Below are 16,085 nucleotides of genomic sequence, written 5' to 3'. Positions count from 1 at the left end.
GCTTATCCGCGCTTGATCGAGGCCAGCGGGTGGGCTGGCGGATAGGTTGGGGTCACCGGCTTTTTCGCACCGAGCATCACGCACATCAGGGCATCTTCGTCACCGATGTTGATCTCTTCGCGATACACGCCTGGTGGTACGGAAATCAGGTCGCGGTCGGTGAGCACGGTCTCGAAGCGCTCGCCATCTTTTTCGATGATCACCTTGAGCTTGCCGCGCAGGACGAAGAACACTTCTTCGACGTCAGTGTGCAGGTGGGGCGGGCCTTCGTGGCCGGCCGGGATGACCATGGTGGAGAAGGTGAAATGCTCCGAGGGAATGGTGTTCATGTCGCTGCTGACACCGGTGCCGCCGGTGCCGACGTAGCGCATTTGCGCACGGCGGAATTTGGGGTCGTAGTCGGCCTGGAACTTCAGCGCGTCCCAGTCGTAGCGACGGGTTTCATAGCGGGCGATGCGTGTCTGCATCCAGCTGGCCAGGTCGGTCCCGTCCGGTTGGTCCCAGGATTTGGGGGCGTCTTGTTGTACGGAAAGATCGGTCATGGTCTTCTCCTTGCTCAGGGCATGACGAACCCGCCGTTGACCGGCAGGGTTTGTCCAGTGATGAAGCGCGACAGGTCGGACAGGGCGAATAGCACGGCGCCACTGACGTCGTCGGGCAGTTGTGGGCGCTGGATGGCCCGTTGTTCGGTGTACAGGCGGTGACGGGCCTCGGGCACGTAGGCAGTGGCCTCGACCAGCACCAGGCCGGGGGCGATGGCATTGACGGTGATGTTGTCGTTGCCCAGTTCCCGGGCCAGGCTGCGGGTCATGGCGATGATCGCGCCCTTGCTGGCGACGTAGGCCAACAGGTTCGGCGCGCCCCACAGCGGGGTGTCGGAGGCCAGGTTGACCACCGCCCCGTGGCCGCTGGCGCGCAGGGCCGGCAGGGTGGCACGGGTCATCAGCCAGGTGCCGCGGACATTGACTTGCATGACCTGGTCCCAGGTCTCGATGTCCAGCTCTTCGCAGGTCTTGCCGCCGGAGTTGGTGATCGAGGCGTTGTTGACCAGCCCGTCGAGGCCGCCCAGGCGCTTGATCGTGCGCTCCACGCAGGCGTCGATGGATTCGGGGCTGGCCAGGTCCAGGGTCACGCCGCTGACATCCAGGCCCTGGGCAGACAGGTCGCAGGCGGCCTGTTGCACGCGGCCGGCGAGGATGTCGGCGATCACCACGCGCGCACCGGCTTGGGCGATGGCTTGGGCGAAGGCATAGCCCAAGCCCCTGGCGCCGCCGGTGACCAGTACGCGACGGCCTTCGAGCAGGTTCTTGAAGGAAGTCATCATTGGGTACTCAGCATGGCTTTGGGGAGGTAATGCAGGACGCGCTTCTCGGCCCAGACCACCGCGCCGTAGGCGAGCACGCCGATCAGGGTGAGCATGACGATGGCGACGAACACCCCGGCGGTGTTGCCCTGGCCTTCAGCGTCCACCAGCAGGAAGCCCAGGCCTTGGTTGCCACCGACCAGCTCGCCGACGGTCACTCCGATCACCGCCAGGGTCGAGGCGATGCGCAGCCCGGAGAACAGCGCGGCCATGGCCGATGGGAACTCCACCAGGCGGAAGATCTGCCAGCGGCTGGCGTTCATGGTGCGCACCAGGTTGATCATGTCTGGGTCGACCGTGCGGATGGCCGAGAGCACGTTGATCATCACCGGGAAGAACACGATCAGGATGGCGATGAGGATCTTCGGATAGATGGTGTAGCCCAGCCACATGACGAACAGCGGGGCGAAGGCCACCTTGGGCGCGATCTGCAGCGCCAGGATGTACGGCGAGAGCATGGCCTCGGCCGACGGCGAGAGGCCCAGCGACACGCCGATGGCCACACCCAGCAGGGCGCCCAGGCCGAAGCCGACGATGATCTCGAAGGCCGTGATCAGGGTGTGTTGCAGCAGGTTGCCGGACTGCCACATCAGCAGGCTTTCCTGGGCCACGCGGCTCAGTTGCGGCATGACGAACTCGGGCATGCCGAGCAGCCCGGGACCCCACTGCCAGAGCAGCAGAAAGAGGATCAGCAGGGCGACGCTGCCGAGCACGGAAGTGTTGAGGTTTCTCATCAGGCGATTACCTTGGTTGCAGTGACCGTCATTTGGCCGCGGTGCTGGTTTCGATGAACTGGTTGCTGTAGAGCTCGTCGAGCTTCGGCTCCCGGGGCACGATGCCTTCGTTGACATAGAACTTGCGCACGGCGTCCAGTCGCGCGGGGTCTATGCGGCCGAGCACGGGCTGGTTGGCGTAGACGTGCTGCACGTAGAGGCGCAGGGTCTTCTCCAGCGATGCTTCCTTGCCGGCATAGGCCGGTACGGCGCGGGCAAAGGTGGCGGCGGCGGCTTTCGGGTCCTGGATGATGTCCTGCATGCCTTGCAGGGTGGCCTGGACCACGCCGCGGACGATCTCGGGGTGCTGGGCGATGGCGTCATCGGAGGCGAGGATGGCCTGGGCCATGCTTTCGAAGATTTGCTCGCGCGGGATCAGTTCGAGCTTGAGGCCGGCTTCTTCGGCGTTGACCACCCAGTCCGGCACGGCGGCCATGGCCTGGGACTTGTTCGCCGAGAACAGCTGCCAGACGCCGGAAGGGCCGGCGGCCTGGATGTCTACGTCGTCCTTGCCAAGGCCGGCCTTGCGCAGCGAAGCGAGCAGGGCGTAGTAGGTGGTGTCGGAGTAGGACATCACGGTCAGGGTCTTGCCCTTGAGCTGGCTCACCGAGTGGATGTTCTCGCCGGCATTGGTGGCGATCATGGTGACCCCGCCAGCACCGAGCACGGCCACGGCGCGCACCGGGATGCCGTTGGCGCGAACGATGATCGGGGTATCGCCGATGGCGCCACCGACCAGGGCATTGCCGGCGCCGATCTGCTTGGCCACATCGACACCGCCTTTGGCGGCGATGAAGGTGATGTCCAGGTCACGGTCGCTGTAGTAGCCCTTTTCCTTGGCGATGATCCACGGCGCGAAGGCCGGTGAGCTGGGCGGCGCCGGCAGCAGGTAGGTGACCTTGGTCGGCGCGGCCTGGGCCTGCAGGGCCAGGCCCAGGCCGACGGCCATCAAGGAGGTGTGAGCCAGGTGCTTGAAGAATGACTTGAACATGCTTACTCCTGAATCGGTGGATGGGCCGGTGGGCGTTATCAATGCAGTTCGGTGTCTTCGCCGACTTTCAGCAGCTCCATCAGGCGTCCGGCGAGGGGGCCGATCTCAGGCAGCTTGCGGCGTTCCAGCGGGTTCTCGCGAAACGGTAGGTCGACTTCGATCTCTTCGATGATGGTGCCGGGGCGGGCACTCATGACCAGCAGGCGATCGGACAGGGCAATCGCCTCGACCAGGTCGTGGGTGATGAATAGGGCGGTCTTCTTCTCTTCGAACAGCATCTGCGCCAGGTCTTGCTGCAGGATCATCTTGGTTTGCGCATCGAGGGCCGAGAACGGCTCATCGAGGAACAAGACCTGGGGATCGATGGCCAGGGTGCGGGCCAGGGCGGCGCGCTGGCGCATGCCACCCGACAACTGGAAGGGGTAGTGGTCGGCAAAGCCTTGCAGGTGGCAGCGTTTGAGCAGATCTTCAGCGATCGTCTGGCGTTTGGCCGCAGGCATGCCCTGGATTTCCAGGCCCAGCTCGACATTGCGGCGGATGCTGCGCCAGGGCATCAACAGGTCCTTCTGCAGCATGAAGGCGACCTTGGAGACGGGGCCGTTCACTACTTCACCTCCGACCCGGACCTCGCCCTCGCTGGGGCGGTACAGGCCCGATCCCATGTTGAGGATGGTGCTCTTGCCGCAACCGGAGGGGCCGATGATCGAAACCACTTCGCCACGGCGAATCGTGAAGTTCACGTCACGGATGGCGAAAGGCGCTTCGGACTGGCCTTTGGCCTTGAAGCATTTGCCGACATTGCGGAATTCGATTTCCGCGGGTGCCGGATTGTCCTGGGGGTGTGGAACATCCCAGCGCGGGGCAATTGCGTACATCTCTTTCACAGCCATTGGGGGAGCTCTCTGGTCTGTTTTATAGGTGATACGCCGTTTAGTGCATGAACAATGCCAGTTGCTGGAAAACCTTTTTTTAATTGAAAAGTCTTTATTAATTAATGGGTTGGTGTAGATGGATGAAAAATGGCATGTTTTATATATGAAACATGGTTTTTTATATGGCACGAAATTGCACAGCGAATGGGCACGCTATGTCGTCCGTGCGAGCGGAGGGGGCATTTCCGGTAACGCTGAAGAAACACATCGAGGAGGGGGTGTTTCGTAGGTGGAACGGCGCGGGGCGTATGCCCCGGCCAGTCATGAACCGATCTGAAGCCTTACGCGCGGCGGGCAGGCTTGAGTACCAGCCACAGGGCCGCGGCAATCAGCAGCCCGCCATACAGGTGCGCCATGGACAGCGGCTCGTCCAGCAGCCAGGCGCCCCAGAGCACGCCGAAGGCTGGGATCAGGAAGGTCACGGTGCTGGCCTTGACCGGGCCGATCTCGCTGAGCAGGCGGAAATAAAGGATGTAGGCGAACGCCGTGCACACCAGGCCCAGGCCCAGCAGCGACAGCCACACCGGCCAGCCGCCCCAACTGGCCGGAGGCTGGGTCAGGACGCTCCAGGCGAACAGCGGCAATAGCAGCAAGGTCGCGCCGAGCATACTGCCCAGGGCGGACAGGCGGCTGTCGAGGCCGCCTTGCTGGTCCAGCCAGTGGCGGGCGAGGTAGCCGGCGAAGCCATAGCAGGTGGTCGCCGCCAGGCACGAGGCCGCCCCCTGCAGCAGCGATATGTCCAGGGCCACCGGGCCGGCGCCACTGAGGATGCCGACGCCGAACAGGCCGAGGAAGATGCCGCACAGTTTGGCCAGGGTCATGGGTTCGCGGAAGAACAGCACGCCGATCAGTACGCCCATCAGCGGCGTGGTGGCGTTGAAGATTGCCGAGTAACCGGCTGGTAGCACCTGCGCCGCCACCGAATAGAAGGTGGCCGGGATCCCCGAGTTGATCATGCCCAGTATCAGGCAGACGCCGAGTTTGCCGTTGAAGTCCCAGCGCACCCGCATCACGGCCAGGATCACCATCAGCCCTAGGCAGGCGATCGACACCCGGAAAAAGGCAGTCGGCAAAGTGCCGAGGACCGGGGCGATGATGCGCATGAACAGGAAGCTGGCGCCCCAGACAGCGGCGAGTGTCAGCAGGCGGGTAAAGGCAATGGGGCTCACGCGGGTCTCCGGCAGGGGGGCAGGGCGCGAGTGTACGCCAGATCGGCGAAGGCCTTCTTGTCCTTTCTTGCGCTGTAATTGGACTGGCGCGCAACCGCGGACGCTGACTAAGCTCAGCGCTTGAACCCCTGCTGAGGTCTCGCTTATGCCCCCGTTATGGCCGGCTGCCGATATTGCCCGGATGATTCTCGATGGCTTCGATAACTACCGCGAGCATTTCCGCCAGATCACCATCGGCGCCCGCGAGCGCTTCGAACAGGCGTGCTGGCAGGAGAGCCAGCGTGCGGCCGCGGCGCGGATCAGCCTCTATGAAGAGAAGGTCGGCGAAGTCAGCGGTTGGCTGCGCAAGGGCTTCGCCGAGGACGTGCTGCTGGATGTGAGCCAGTGGCCGCTGGTCAAGAGCGCTTATATCACCCTGATCGACCCGCGCCTGGACGATGAGTTGTCCGAGACCTGGTACAACTCGATCTTCTGCAGCCTGTTCAGCCATGACCTGATCAGCGATGGTTGCATGTTCATCCACACTACGCGGCCCTCGCTCCGTAGCCACGAGCGCGCCGCGCAAACCCGGACCTACCGCCCCGAGGGCAGCCTGGCCGGGTTGCTGCAACGGATATTCGCCGATTATGGGTTCGACGTGCCCTATGGCGACCTTGGCACTGACCTGGCGCGCCTGGAAGCTCAGTTGCGCGAGAGCCTGCCCGACTGGGTGTGCAAGGACCCGGCGCTGGCGGTGGAGCTGTTCTCGCCGGTGCTGTACCGCAACAAGGGCGCCTACCTGGTCGGCCGTCTGTTCACCCCCGAAGAGCAATGGCCGCTGGTGATACCGTTGCTGCACCGTGAAGGCCATGGCATCGAGATCGACGCCCTGATCACCGACGAGGCAGAGGTGTCGATCATCTTCTCCTTCACCCGTTCCTACTTCATGGTCGATGTGCCGGTGCCGGCTGAGTTCGTCGGTTTTCTCAAGCGCATCCTGCCGGGTAAGCACATTGCCGAGTTGTACACCTCGATCGGTTTCTACAAGCACGGCAAGTCGGAGTTTTACCGCGCGCTGATCAACCACCTGGCCAACACCGACGACCGCTTCATCATGGCCCCCGGTGTGCGCGGCATGGTCATGAGCGTGTTCACCCTGCCGGGCTTCAATACCGTATTCAAGATCATCAAGGACCGCTTCTCGCCGTCCAAGACCGTCGACCGCGCCACGGTGATCGAGAAGTACCGGCTGGTGAAGAGCGTCGACCGGGTCGGGCGCATGGCCGATACCCAGGAGTTCGCCGACTTCCGCTTCCCGCTCAGCAAGTTCGAGCCTGACTGCCTGGCCGAACTGCTGGAAGTGGCGCCCTCCACCGTGAGCCTGGAGGGCGATACGGTGCTGGTGCGTCATTGCTGGACCGAACGGCGTATGACTCCGCTGAATCTGTACCTGGAGCAGGCCAGCGAAGCCCAGGTGCTCGAGGCCCTGGAGGACTATGGCCTGGCGATCAAGCAACTGGCGGCGGCGAACATCTTCCCCGGCGACATGCTGCTGAAGAATTTCGGCGTCACCCGCCATGGCCGCGTGGTGTTCTATGACTACGACGAAATCAGCTTTCTCACCGAGGTCAACTTCCGCCATATCCCGCCACCGAGGTACCCGGAGGACGAAATGTCTGGCGAGCCCTGGTATTCGATCGGGCCGCATGACGTGTTTCCCGAGGAATTCCCGCCGTTTCTCTTCGCCGATATCGGCCAGCGGCGGTTGTTCTGCCGGTTGCATGGGGAGTTGTACGACGCCGACTATTGGAAGGGGTTACAGGCCGCGATCCAGGACGGGAAGGTGATCGATGTGTTCCCTTATCGGCGCAAGGGGCGCTAGGCGGCCTTGGCCGTGCAGGCATTCAGCTTTTCAGGCACTTCAATGCGCTGAAGTCGGCCCGCACCTTGGTAAGGCGGTCCTGCAGGAACTGACGCTGGCCTGGGGTGCTGTGCTTGATCAGGTCCACCAGCAGGCTGCGGGCTTGTTGTTCGGTGCGTTGGAAGGCGATGCGGTATTCCGGGGTCCACAGGCTTTCGCGGTGCTGTAGCAGTTGGGCCAGGCGGGGCTCGAAGCTGGAGGTGTGGCGTTGTTCCATGAGTAGGCCGAACTGCTGCTGCCAGTGGGCGCGGTTGGCCAGCCACTGGCGGTTCTGTTCGCCCAGATCCTGGGACCAGGTCATCACCCGCAGGCGCTGGGCCGGGTTGAGTTCGCCCAGCCAAGGAGTCAGGCGTTTTTCCATGCGCTCGGCACGGCGCTCGATCTGCCGTGCCAGCGGGGTATCCACATACTTGGCCTGGCGTTCGCGGATGTCTTCGCTGAAGGCTTCGCGCATCTTGCGTACTTGCCTGTCGTCCATGTCGCGCAGCAGTTGCGCGGCAGAAGGGGTGATCGCTTCGGCGACACGGCCAATGGCCTGGCGGGCCTCGTTGGTACGCAGTTGCAGTTGCTGGTCGGTGACATCATCGCGGGCGACCATCTGCTGGATGCGGTCGAGCCAGTCCAGGTAACCGGGCAACTGCGTCTGGCAATGCCAGGCCAGGTGCTGCTTGAGGCGCTGGTCGAGCCAGGCCTTCTGCTGGCGGTTCATGTTCAGGTAGTCGCCCAGCGACCAGGGCACCAGTACATCGAGGTTGCGGTAGGCGAGGTCGATGCGGCTGCACGCCACCAGGGCCAGGATGAAGGCGGTCAACAACAGGAGCGGGCGCAGGGCTTTGGTCAGGCAGAGGGGCATGAGCGAATCCTTGCAAGGGCTAGCTGGCTGTAGACGCAAGAAGGCTCCGGCGGTTCCCGGGGATGTGCAGTCGGGCGATCCGGCAGGTTCAGGTGTAGAATAGCTGCCTTGTGATGAGGATTTTCCCAAATGGCTCTAGTCGGGCGTTACAACAGTTTGCAAATCGTGAAACACACGGACTTCGGTCTGTACCTGGACGGTGGCGCCGATGGCGAGATCCTGCTGCCCAACCGCTATATCCCGAAAGACACGCCCACCGAAGTCGATGACTGGCTCAATGTGTTCGTCTACCTGGACAGCGAAGACCAGTTGATCGCCACCACCGAGAAACCCAAGGTGCAGGTCGGCGAGTTCGCCAGCCTCAAGGTCAAGGACATCAATAGCATCGGCATCTTCCTGGACTGGGGGCTGGCCAAGGACCTGCTGATGCCGTACTCCGAAGAGAAGCATCCCCTGAAGGTCGGCGACTACTGCGTGGTGCACGCCTACCTGGACAAGCGCACGCGGCGCATCACCGCCACCGCGAAGCTGGACCGCTACCTGGACAACGCGCCGGTGGACTACAAGCCGGGTCAGCCTGTGGAGTTGCTGGTGGCCGGGCAGACGCCGATGGGCTTCAAGGCGATCATCAACAACCGGCACTGGGGCCTGATCCACAAGAACGAGGTGTTCAAGTTCCTGCGTTCGGGTATGCACGAGAAGGGTTATATCAAGGAAGTGCGCAGCGACGGCAAGATCGCCCTGAGCCTGCAGCCAGTCGGCCAGGCCCTGGCCAGCAGCCTGCCGGAGCAGATCATGGAGCGCCTGCAGGCCGCCGATGGTGTGCTGATGGTCAGTGACAAGAGCGATCCGCAGCTGATCAGCGAGCTGTTCGGCGTCAGCAAGGGCAACTTCAAGAAGGCCATCGGCTCGCTGTACAAGGAAGGCCGGATCGTCATCCTTGACGACCGGATCGAGCGGGTCTGATCACACCTGCAGGAAGGTCTTGAAGTCCAGGTTTTCACCGCCCGGGCGGGTATCGCGCAGCAGCGAGTCGCGGTCGGCGCTCAGGGCCAGGCTGATGGTCGAGCGGCGTTTGCCCGGGTGGCGGACCTCCATCTGCTCCTGATGGGCGCGCAGGTAGCTGGTCGGCACCTTGAGGTGCTGCAGTTCGTCGGTTTCCGGTGTGTGCAGCAACAGGTTGACCCAGTCGGGCTGGCCCTTGCGCAGCAAGGCCACCGGTACTTCGAACCACCACAGGTTGCGCTTGCGGTCGAGGATGGCGAACAGGGTGTTGTCGCGGTTCAGCGCCGGCTTGGCCAGCGCTTCGTTGCGGCGGGCGATGGCGGTGGGCTTGTCGAGTTTCATGCAGGTTCCTGCGGTTGACGCGTAAAAGACCCGCCATTGTGCGGGGCCCCCGATCGCGGGGCAAGCCTGCGTCTGTTCAGCTCATCCCGGTGCTGGAGCCTGCGATAGTGTCGCCTAGGGGCTTTCGGCTTCAGCGCCGCAGCGGTTGGCTCAGCTCCGATGTGGCGCCATCGGCCGTGGTCACGGTCGCCGTGAAGCTATGCAACGCACCGGCACCTTCCAGCACATACTCGAACCGTGCCTTGCCCTGGGCATCACTGCTCACCTGTACATCCCCCAGATACTGTTCCGCCTCGCGCGCATCCGCCGTGGCATTGCCGAACAACTCCACACGCAGCAGGCTCGACGGCGGTCCCTGTACTTCACCCAGCAGACGATCACCCTCCAGCCCGGTCAGGCGTGGCGGCTGTTGGTTGTGGTTGGGCAGCGGCTGGCAACCGGCCGGGGCGCCTTGGGCGTCGCAGATGATCGCTTGGTCCTTCTCCGCCAGGTCCGCGCCGATGCCCCGCGAGCCTACGTACAGCGCGTGAGCCTGGGCCGGTACGCCGAAGACGATGGCGCCGGTGCGTTGGTCCGGCACGCAGGAGCCCCCGGCTTCGCAGCGGCGGATGTCCTGGCCGTTGTTCCAGATGCGGTTGGCGCTCAGGCGGGTGCGGGTGACGTCCGGTTCCGGACGCAGGGCTATGCCGATGCGGTTGCCGTGGATCAAATTGCCGTCGAGGATGTTGCCTTCGCCGGTGACGCTGACGCCGATGGAGTTGCCGCTGAAGGTGTTGGCACCCAGGTAGTTGCGGTGGCCCCAGTTGATCTGCAGGCCATCGGAATAGTTCTCGAAGCGGTTGCGCACCACACTGTTGTCGTTGCCCAGGAGGATCTCGATGCCCTGGGACGGCTCCGGGTTGGCCGGGGTCGAGCGGAACAGGTTGTCGGCCACCAGGTTGAAGGCGGCGCCACGGGTCAGCTCCAGGCCGTCGCCATTGTCGATCAACTGGTTGCGCAGCACCTTGTTGTTGACGGTGCTGGTGGCGGTCGGATTGCCCTTGCCGTCGTCACCGGTGAGCATGATGCCGGCACCGCCCTTGTTGGCGACGATGCGGTTGTCCTGGATGACGTTGTGGCTGGCGCGGTTGACCAGGATGCCGATGCAGAAATTGCGTACTTCCAGGCCGCTGATCTGCACGCCCTGGGTGTCGCGCAGCACCAGCCCTGGCCCAGTGGTGGTGCGCACGTTGGTGCCGTACTGGCCGGGCAGGGCACCCGGGCAGGCGCGGGTACCTTCGCCCTTGATGTAGGCCGAGCCGTCGATGGCAATGTATTGGCCGTCGCGTGCCCAGGCGCTGCCGGTCACCTGCACTGGCCCCTGGATCGGTGGCAGGGCGCGGGTCGGGCGGATCACGTAGGGCGGCTGGCCGACCGCCTGGATCTCGATGCGGTACTGGCCGGGGTTCTGGTTGTTGGTCTCGATGGCCCAGCGCAGGCTGCCGGGCTGGTCGTCATCGGCGTAGCGGTCGACGCGCAGCACGGTTTCGGGCGCACTGGCGAAGACAGACAAGGGAAGCAGCGGCAGCAGGGCTGCCAGCACAGGCAATACGCGCATGGGGCGGAGTTCCAGTAGCTGTTGTTTTTATCAGCGGCGACCCTGTGGCCCCGCTCGGGCCCGGATTCTAGGGCAGGAGGCTGCCCAGGCGCAGCGCAAGCGAGCGATTCGGTGCGGTATTCGCCCGCTGTTTTACCGTCCAGCCTGCAGAGAGCAAATAATTGAAACTCTGCTGAAGGCGGGCAGGTCGACTCTCTGTCGGCACGGTTCCCCGTGTCTTTTCCTTCAGGAGAATTTCCATGAGTGGCACCAAGGACAAAGTCAAAGGCGTGGCCAACGAAGCGGTTGGCAATATCAAGCAAGGCGTCGGCAAGGCCACCGACAATGACAAGCTGCGTGCCGAAGGCAAGGCTCAGGAACTCAAGGGCGAGGTCCAGCAGGCCGTCGGCAAGGTCAAGGATGCCGTGAAGAAACCATGACACTTAGGCAGTACATATGACGGTCACCGAGGGTGGCCGTTTTTCATGGCGCGGTTAATGAGTAGTAACGGCGGGAGCATGGTCTATTAGACTAAGTGGCAGTCACGGGCGCCCCAAGGGGGGGTGACCTGTTCCGATGACAGTCGAGCGGCGAAAGGAGACGCTATGATTTTCCCCTCCCTACAAGGTCAACCCCTGCATCGTGTGCTGGTGCGCACCGTCAGTGAGTTCCTTGATGACGAGATGTCGACCTATGCGTCAGCCCTGGCCTACCAGATGCTGTTTTCCCTGTTCCCTTTCCTGCTGTTCCTGATTGCCCTGATCGGTTTCCTGCACCTGCCGGACTTCTTCACCTGGCTGCGCCTGCAGTCGGAGCTGGTGTTGCCGCCCCAGGCCCTGGAGCAGGTCAACCCGGTGATCGACCAGTTGCAGCAATCCAAGGGTGGGTTGTTGTCGGTGGGTATCGTGATCGCCTTGTGGACTGCCTCGGCCGGCGTGCGGTTGATGATGAGCGCCATGAACGCCGCCTACGATGTGTCGGAAGGCCGTCCGGTATGGAAGCGCATTCCGCTGTCGATCTTCTATACCGTGGGCATTGCCGGCATGTTGCTGGCAGCGGCGGCGCTGATGGTGCTCGGGCCGCAGGTGATGGAATGGATCGCCGCGCAGATCGGCATGAAGGAGTTCATCGTCACCGTATGGACCATCCTGCGCTGGCCGGCGATCATCATTCTGATGATGGTGGCGGTGGCGCTGATCTACTACGTCATGCCCGATGTGAAGCAGGAGTTCCGCTTTATCACGCCTGGCTCGGTGCTGGCTGTGGTGGTCTGGATCGTCGCCTCGCTGGCGTTCGGTTACTACGTCAAGACCTTCGCCGACTACAACGCCATGTACGGCAGCATCGGTGCAATCATCGTCCTGTTGCTGTATTTCTATATCTCCGCTGCCGTGCTGCTGCTCGGCGCGGAAATGAACGCGGTGATCGAACACATGTCGGCCGAGGGCAAGAACCCTGGCGAAAAGGAAGCCGACAGTACGCAGGAGGCGCAGCCCAAGAAGCCATTGAGCGTACTTGGGCACGAGCATCCGCAACCGACGCCCTCTCATCCTCCTGAGTCGAACCACTGATGATCCGTGACATCCTGAAAATGGGCGATGAGCGCCTGCTGCGCATCGCCCCGCCGGTGCCAGAGAAGCTGATCGGCAGTGCTGAACTGCAGCAGTTGATCGATGACATGTTCGAGACCATGCGCCATGTCGGCGGCGTCGGCCTGGCGGCGCCGCAGATCGGTATTGACCTGCAGTTGGTGATCTTTGGCTTCGAGCGCAGCGAGCGCTACCCCGACGCGGAGGCCGTGCCGCAGACCATTCTGCTCAATCCGCTGATCACCCCCTTGACCACCGAGGTCGAGGACGGCTGGGAAGGCTGCCTCTCGGTGCCCGGCTTGCGTGGCGTGGTGCCGCGCTACAAGCACATCCGCTACGAAGGCATCGACCCCCAGGGCGAGCCGATCAACCGTATCGCCGACGGTTTCCACGCCCGGGTGGTGCAGCATGAGTGCGACCACCTGATCGGCCGTCTGTACCCGTCGCGCATCCATGACTTTAGCAAGTTCGGTTACACCGAGGTGCTGTTCCCCGGGCTGGACGTTCGCGAAGACTGAGCGCGGGCCAGGGCCACCAGGGTTTTGCTGCGTTGGTAACGGGCCAGGCGTTCGTCGAGGAGGGGAGGCAGGACGCAGGCTGGAGTGAAGCCCAGGCGCTGGTAGAAGGCTTGCAGGTCCGGGTGGCAGAACAGCCAGACATGGCCATGCGTATCCGCCAGCGCGGCTTCGACCAGTTGCGATGCGACCTGGCGCCCGCGCCATGGCGGGGCGACGAACAACCCGGTCAGCCATTGCCCGCCAGGCACTTCGCTCAGACTCAAACCGCCAACGATACCGGTGGTGCGTGCCACCCAGCGCTGGCCATCGGCGCTAGCGCGCATGCGCGAGCCGTGCTGGCGGTAGAAATGATCGAGCAGGCCGCGTTCGTGACTGAGTAGCGGGCTGCAGTTCAATATGGGCATGGGAATGTCCAGTAGAGGCTCTGGAGCGGCGCTTTTACACTGGAGGCGTGAGCCTTGTCGAGCGGCTTTTTCGGGGATTGTTACCATTTTTGCAACAGTGAATGTCCGAGTTCGGGATTCAAGTATTCAGGATGGGGAGTAAACTGTATCCATCCCCGGCAGTATGAAGCGGGATCGGTACTTCGTGTCATCTCCGCAGTTCGATATGACAACTTCTCCGCGCCATTCCGGCATATGAAGTCAATCAATCAGCTTGATTGCTTTTAAGGCCTAGAACCCATGAAACCATTACTGATTCTTGCATTGGTCGGTATGTCCTCGTTCGCCTTCGCCAACGAGTCCAGCACTGCGTCCACCCAGCCAGTTGTCCAGCAGTACGACTACTCGACCAACCTCGATATCAAGCGTGTCATCAGCCTTTCGACCATTCCCAATGTCTGTGAAGTGGTGCCTGCCACCATGACCTACGAAGACCACCAGGGCAAGGTCCACACCATTGAGTACCGCGCCATGGGCGAGGGTTGCAGCCAAGGCTGATTTCATCCCTGTGCCAGTGCCTGCCACACGGCTGCCAACGCCTGCTTGAGTAGAGCGGGGTAGGCAGCTGTAGGCAGGCTGTTGCGCATCTCAGGCAAGATAAGGTTTTACCTGTGTGATGCAGGGCGCTTAGGATCTGGGGTCAACCTTCCGGATTGATAGGTGACCCTATGTTCGATTTGCCTGCCCTGCAGGATGCTGCCCGACTGGTTCACGCCCATGTTCCCGCTACCCCGCAATACGCCTGGCCTCGGCTGGCCGAGCGGGTTGGTTGCGAGGTATGGGTCAAGCACGAGAACCATGCGCCGACCGGTGCTTTCAAGGTCCGCGGTGGGCTGCTCTATGTGCGCTCGCTGCTGGCCCGAAGCGAACCGCCCCGTGGCCTGGTCACTGCGACCCGGGGCAACCACGGGCAGAGCATGGCCCTGGCTGCGGGCCAGGCAGGCTTGCCTTTGGTCATTGTGATACCCCATGGCAACTCCCGGGAAAAGAACGCCGCCATGCGCGCGTTGGGCGCCGAACTGATCGAGCATGGAGTCGATTTCGACCAGGCCCGTGAAGAAGCGGCGCGCGTGGCCGAGCGGCTCGGCTATGAGATGGTGCCGTCCTTCCACCCGGAACTGGTGCGCGGCGTGGCCACCTATGCCTTGGAACTGTTCGAGGCGGTAGCGGACCTCGACTGCGTGTATGTGCCGATCGGCATGGGCTCGGGGATCTGCGGCCTGATCCAGGCGCGCAACCTGCTGGGGCTGAAGACGCAGATCGTCGGCGTGGTCTCCAGCGCTGCTGACGCCTATGCCCTCAGCCTGGAGCAGGGGCGCATCGTCACCACCGCCAGCGCGGACACCTTTGCCGATGGCATGGCCTGCCGCGTGCCCCATCCCGATGCTTTCGCCCTGATCCGCGAGCACGCCGCGCGTATCGTTCGCGTGGATGACGAAGAGATTGCCCACGCCATGCGCATCTACCATGAAGACACCCACAACACCGCCGAAGGCGCCGGTGCCGCGGCCCTGGCCGCCTTGCTGCAGGAGCGCGAGCGCCAGGCCGGGCGCAAGGTGGCAGTGGTGCTCAGTGGCGCGAATGTGGACCGGGAGCGCTATGCGCAGGTACTGGCACCGTCCTGCACTTGAGGCCGGCCAGCCCGGCCCTGCAGTGTCGGGATGACAAATTTTTTCCAGGGCCCTGTCGATTTCCTCTAGCGCCGTTCGACCAGTCATGAAGGCGCCGGATGCTCCGGCGCCACCCGCTCATGACAGGTCGGAGGAAATACCGATGAACACCACAGCCGAAACCGAGATCCGCCAACTGATCGAGCGCTGGGTGCAAGCCGTGCGTGCCCGTGACATGGACGGTATCGCCGCGCCCTATGCCGACGACATCGTGGCCTTCGATGCCATCAAGGAGTTGCAGTTCACAGACAAGGCCACTTACCGGGCGCACTGGGAAATGTGCATGAGTTTCTGTACCGGGCCGATGGTCTTCGAAGTCGCGCAATTGACCGTGTATGCCGACGGCGACCTGGGACTGGCCCACTGGCTCAACCGCTGCGGTCCGTCGGATGATGAAAGCCAGTGCGGCTTCATGCGCGCTACCGTCGGCTATCGTCGTATCGATGGGCAATGGAAGGTGATCCACGAACACTGGTCGGCACCGTTCGACATGGAAACCCAGAAGGCATTGTTCAACCTCAAACCGTGAGCTGAAAAAGCCAGGGCTTATCGCCAAACGCACTTTCCCAAACGGTGGAGACGACCATGAAATACCTGTGCCTGGTCTATTGTGACGAGGGGCTGTTGCACAGCCTGCCCGACAGCCCGGAAGACGCCGAATGCATGGCTTACGCCGAATCGCTGCACAGTTCCGGGCGCATGCTCGCGGCCGAGGCGCTCAAGCCAGTGCAGACGGCGACCACGGTGCGCATGCGCGGCGGCCAGATGAGCCTGACCGATGGTCCCTTCGCTGAAACCAAGGAGCAGTTGGCCGGCTTCTACCTGATCGACGCGCGTGACCTCAACGAAGCCTTGAGCATCGCCAAGGGCATCCCGGCAGCGCGGGTCGGCAGCGTCGAGGTCCGGCCGGTGCGGCAGTTGCAACCTTGAGCGCGCAATCCTGACAGACGGAGAACAAGAA

The 16,085-nt window shown here is 63.0% G+C and carries 20 protein-coding genes; 9 read left to right on the top strand and 11 right to left on the bottom strand.

Annotated elements, in window-relative coordinates; genetic code table 11:
• Positions 1-2: 2 nt before the first annotated feature.
• The 6 genes from ACYU03_RS18835 to ACYU03_RS18810 form a co-directional block, all read right to left on the bottom strand.
• A complete protein-coding gene (locus ACYU03_RS18835; RefSeq protein ID WP_461886140.1) occupies positions 3-542 on the bottom strand; it encodes a cupin domain-containing protein in 540 nt (179 codons plus the stop codon).
• 14 nt (positions 543-556) lie between these two features.
• Positions 557-1,324, bottom strand: coding sequence for an SDR family oxidoreductase (locus tag ACYU03_RS18830; RefSeq protein WP_461886139.1), 768 nt, complete (start codon positions 1,322-1,324; stop codon positions 557-559).
• Positions 1,321-2,097: an ABC transporter permease gene (locus tag ACYU03_RS18825; RefSeq protein ID WP_461886138.1), complete on the bottom strand. Its 777-nt coding sequence runs from the start codon at positions 2,095-2,097 to the stop codon at positions 1,321-1,323. The genes ACYU03_RS18830 and ACYU03_RS18825 overlap by 4 nt, the downstream gene beginning before the upstream one ends.
• A 28-nt stretch (positions 2,098-2,125) precedes the next feature.
• On the bottom strand, positions 2,126-3,085 hold the full coding sequence (locus tag ACYU03_RS18820; protein ID WP_461891499.1) for an ABC transporter substrate-binding protein: 960 nt from the start codon (positions 3,083-3,085) through the stop codon (positions 2,126-2,128).
• A gap of 80 nt (positions 3,086-3,165) precedes the next feature.
• Positions 3,166-4,002 carry an ABC transporter ATP-binding protein gene (locus tag ACYU03_RS18815; protein ID WP_461886137.1) on the bottom strand — a complete coding sequence of 279 codons (837 nt, stop codon included), beginning with the start codon at positions 4,000-4,002 and terminating at the stop codon, positions 3,166-3,168.
• A gap of 338 nt (positions 4,003-4,340) precedes the next feature.
• Positions 4,341-5,228 carry a DMT family transporter gene (locus tag ACYU03_RS18810; RefSeq protein ID WP_461886136.1) on the bottom strand — a complete coding sequence of 296 codons (888 nt, stop codon included), beginning with the start codon at positions 5,226-5,228 and terminating at the stop codon, positions 4,341-4,343.
• A gap of 145 nt (positions 5,229-5,373) precedes the next feature.
• Here ACYU03_RS18810 and aceK point away from each other — a divergent pair, with 145 nt between their 5' ends.
• On the top strand, positions 5,374-7,089 hold the full coding sequence (gene aceK / locus ACYU03_RS18805; RefSeq protein ID WP_461886135.1) for a bifunctional isocitrate dehydrogenase kinase/phosphatase: 1,716 nt from the start codon (positions 5,374-5,376) through the stop codon (positions 7,087-7,089).
• 22 nt (positions 7,090-7,111) lie between these two features.
• Here aceK and ACYU03_RS18800 read toward each other — a convergent pair whose 3' ends face one another.
• The gene (locus ACYU03_RS18800) at positions 7,112-7,981 is read right to left on the bottom strand and encodes a DUF6279 family lipoprotein (protein WP_461886134.1); all 870 of its coding nucleotides are present in this window, start codon (positions 7,979-7,981) and stop codon (positions 7,112-7,114) included.
• A 129-nt stretch (positions 7,982-8,110) separates the two neighbouring features.
• Here ACYU03_RS18800 and ACYU03_RS18795 point away from each other — a divergent pair, with 129 nt between their 5' ends.
• Complete coding sequence (locus ACYU03_RS18795; protein ID WP_461886133.1) at positions 8,111-8,947, top strand: CvfB family protein; 837 nt, start codon at positions 8,111-8,113, stop codon at positions 8,945-8,947.
• On the opposite strand, the gene ACYU03_RS18790 is transcribed toward ACYU03_RS18795, so the two are convergent.
• From ACYU03_RS18790 to ACYU03_RS18780, 3 genes are all read right to left on the bottom strand, one after another.
• A complete protein-coding gene (locus ACYU03_RS18790; RefSeq protein ID WP_461886132.1) occupies positions 8,948-9,328 on the bottom strand; it encodes a hypothetical protein in 381 nt (126 codons plus the stop codon).
• Between the two features lie 130 nt (positions 9,329-9,458).
• A complete protein-coding gene (locus tag ACYU03_RS18785; protein WP_461886131.1) occupies positions 9,459-10,925 on the bottom strand; it encodes a right-handed parallel beta-helix repeat-containing protein in 1,467 nt (488 codons plus the stop codon).
• A 67-nt stretch (positions 10,926-10,992) separates the two neighbouring features.
• Entirely contained in the window at positions 10,993-11,166 is a 174-nt protein-coding gene (locus ACYU03_RS18780) for a hypothetical protein (protein WP_461886130.1), read from the bottom strand.
• Here ACYU03_RS18780 and ACYU03_RS18775 point away from each other — a divergent pair.
• The 3 genes from ACYU03_RS18775 (at position 11,165) to def (ending at position 13,011) form a co-directional block, all read left to right on the top strand.
• Positions 11,165-11,344, top strand: coding sequence for a CsbD family protein (locus ACYU03_RS18775; RefSeq protein ID WP_461886129.1), 180 nt, complete (start codon positions 11,165-11,167; stop codon positions 11,342-11,344). The two genes, ACYU03_RS18780 and ACYU03_RS18775, sit on opposite strands and share 2 nt — an antisense overlap.
• A 165-nt stretch (positions 11,345-11,509) precedes the next feature.
• The gene (locus ACYU03_RS18770; RefSeq protein WP_461886128.1) at positions 11,510-12,475 is read left to right on the top strand and encodes a YihY/virulence factor BrkB family protein; all 966 of its coding nucleotides are present in this window, start codon (positions 11,510-11,512) and stop codon (positions 12,473-12,475) included.
• A complete protein-coding gene (gene def, locus ACYU03_RS18765; protein ID WP_461886127.1) occupies positions 12,475-13,011 on the top strand; it encodes a peptide deformylase in 537 nt (178 codons plus the stop codon). Before ACYU03_RS18770 ends, def begins: the two co-directional genes overlap by 1 nt.
• Here def and ACYU03_RS18760 read toward each other — a convergent pair.
• Positions 12,966-13,415, bottom strand: coding sequence for a GNAT family N-acetyltransferase (locus tag ACYU03_RS18760; RefSeq protein WP_461886126.1), 450 nt, complete (start codon positions 13,413-13,415; stop codon positions 12,966-12,968). The two genes, def and ACYU03_RS18760, sit on opposite strands and share 46 nt — an antisense overlap.
• A 279-nt stretch (positions 13,416-13,694) precedes the next feature.
• Between ACYU03_RS18760 and ACYU03_RS18755 the strand changes: the two genes are divergently transcribed.
• The 4 genes from ACYU03_RS18755 (at position 13,695) to ACYU03_RS18740 (ending at position 16,054) form a co-directional block, all read left to right on the top strand.
• The gene (locus ACYU03_RS18755; RefSeq protein ID WP_461886125.1) at positions 13,695-13,952 is read left to right on the top strand and encodes a DUF2790 domain-containing protein; all 258 of its coding nucleotides are present in this window, start codon (positions 13,695-13,697) and stop codon (positions 13,950-13,952) included.
• A gap of 170 nt (positions 13,953-14,122) precedes the next feature.
• Complete coding sequence (locus ACYU03_RS18750; protein WP_461886124.1) at positions 14,123-15,085, top strand: threonine dehydratase; 963 nt, start codon at positions 14,123-14,125, stop codon at positions 15,083-15,085.
• A gap of 142 nt (positions 15,086-15,227) precedes the next feature.
• Positions 15,228-15,653 (top strand): YybH family protein, encoded by a 426-nt coding sequence (locus tag ACYU03_RS18745; protein WP_461886123.1) that lies wholly within the window; start codon positions 15,228-15,230, stop codon positions 15,651-15,653.
• 56 nt (positions 15,654-15,709) lie between these two features.
• On the top strand, positions 15,710-16,054 hold the full coding sequence (locus ACYU03_RS18740; RefSeq protein ID WP_461886122.1) for a YciI family protein: 345 nt from the start codon (positions 15,710-15,712) through the stop codon (positions 16,052-16,054).
• Positions 16,055-16,085 lie beyond the last annotated feature (31 nt).

Source organism: Pseudomonas sp. X10 (assembly GCF_054889225.1).
Note: the sequence above shows the minus strand (reverse complement) of the source record. Positions and strands in the feature narration are given on the sequence as shown.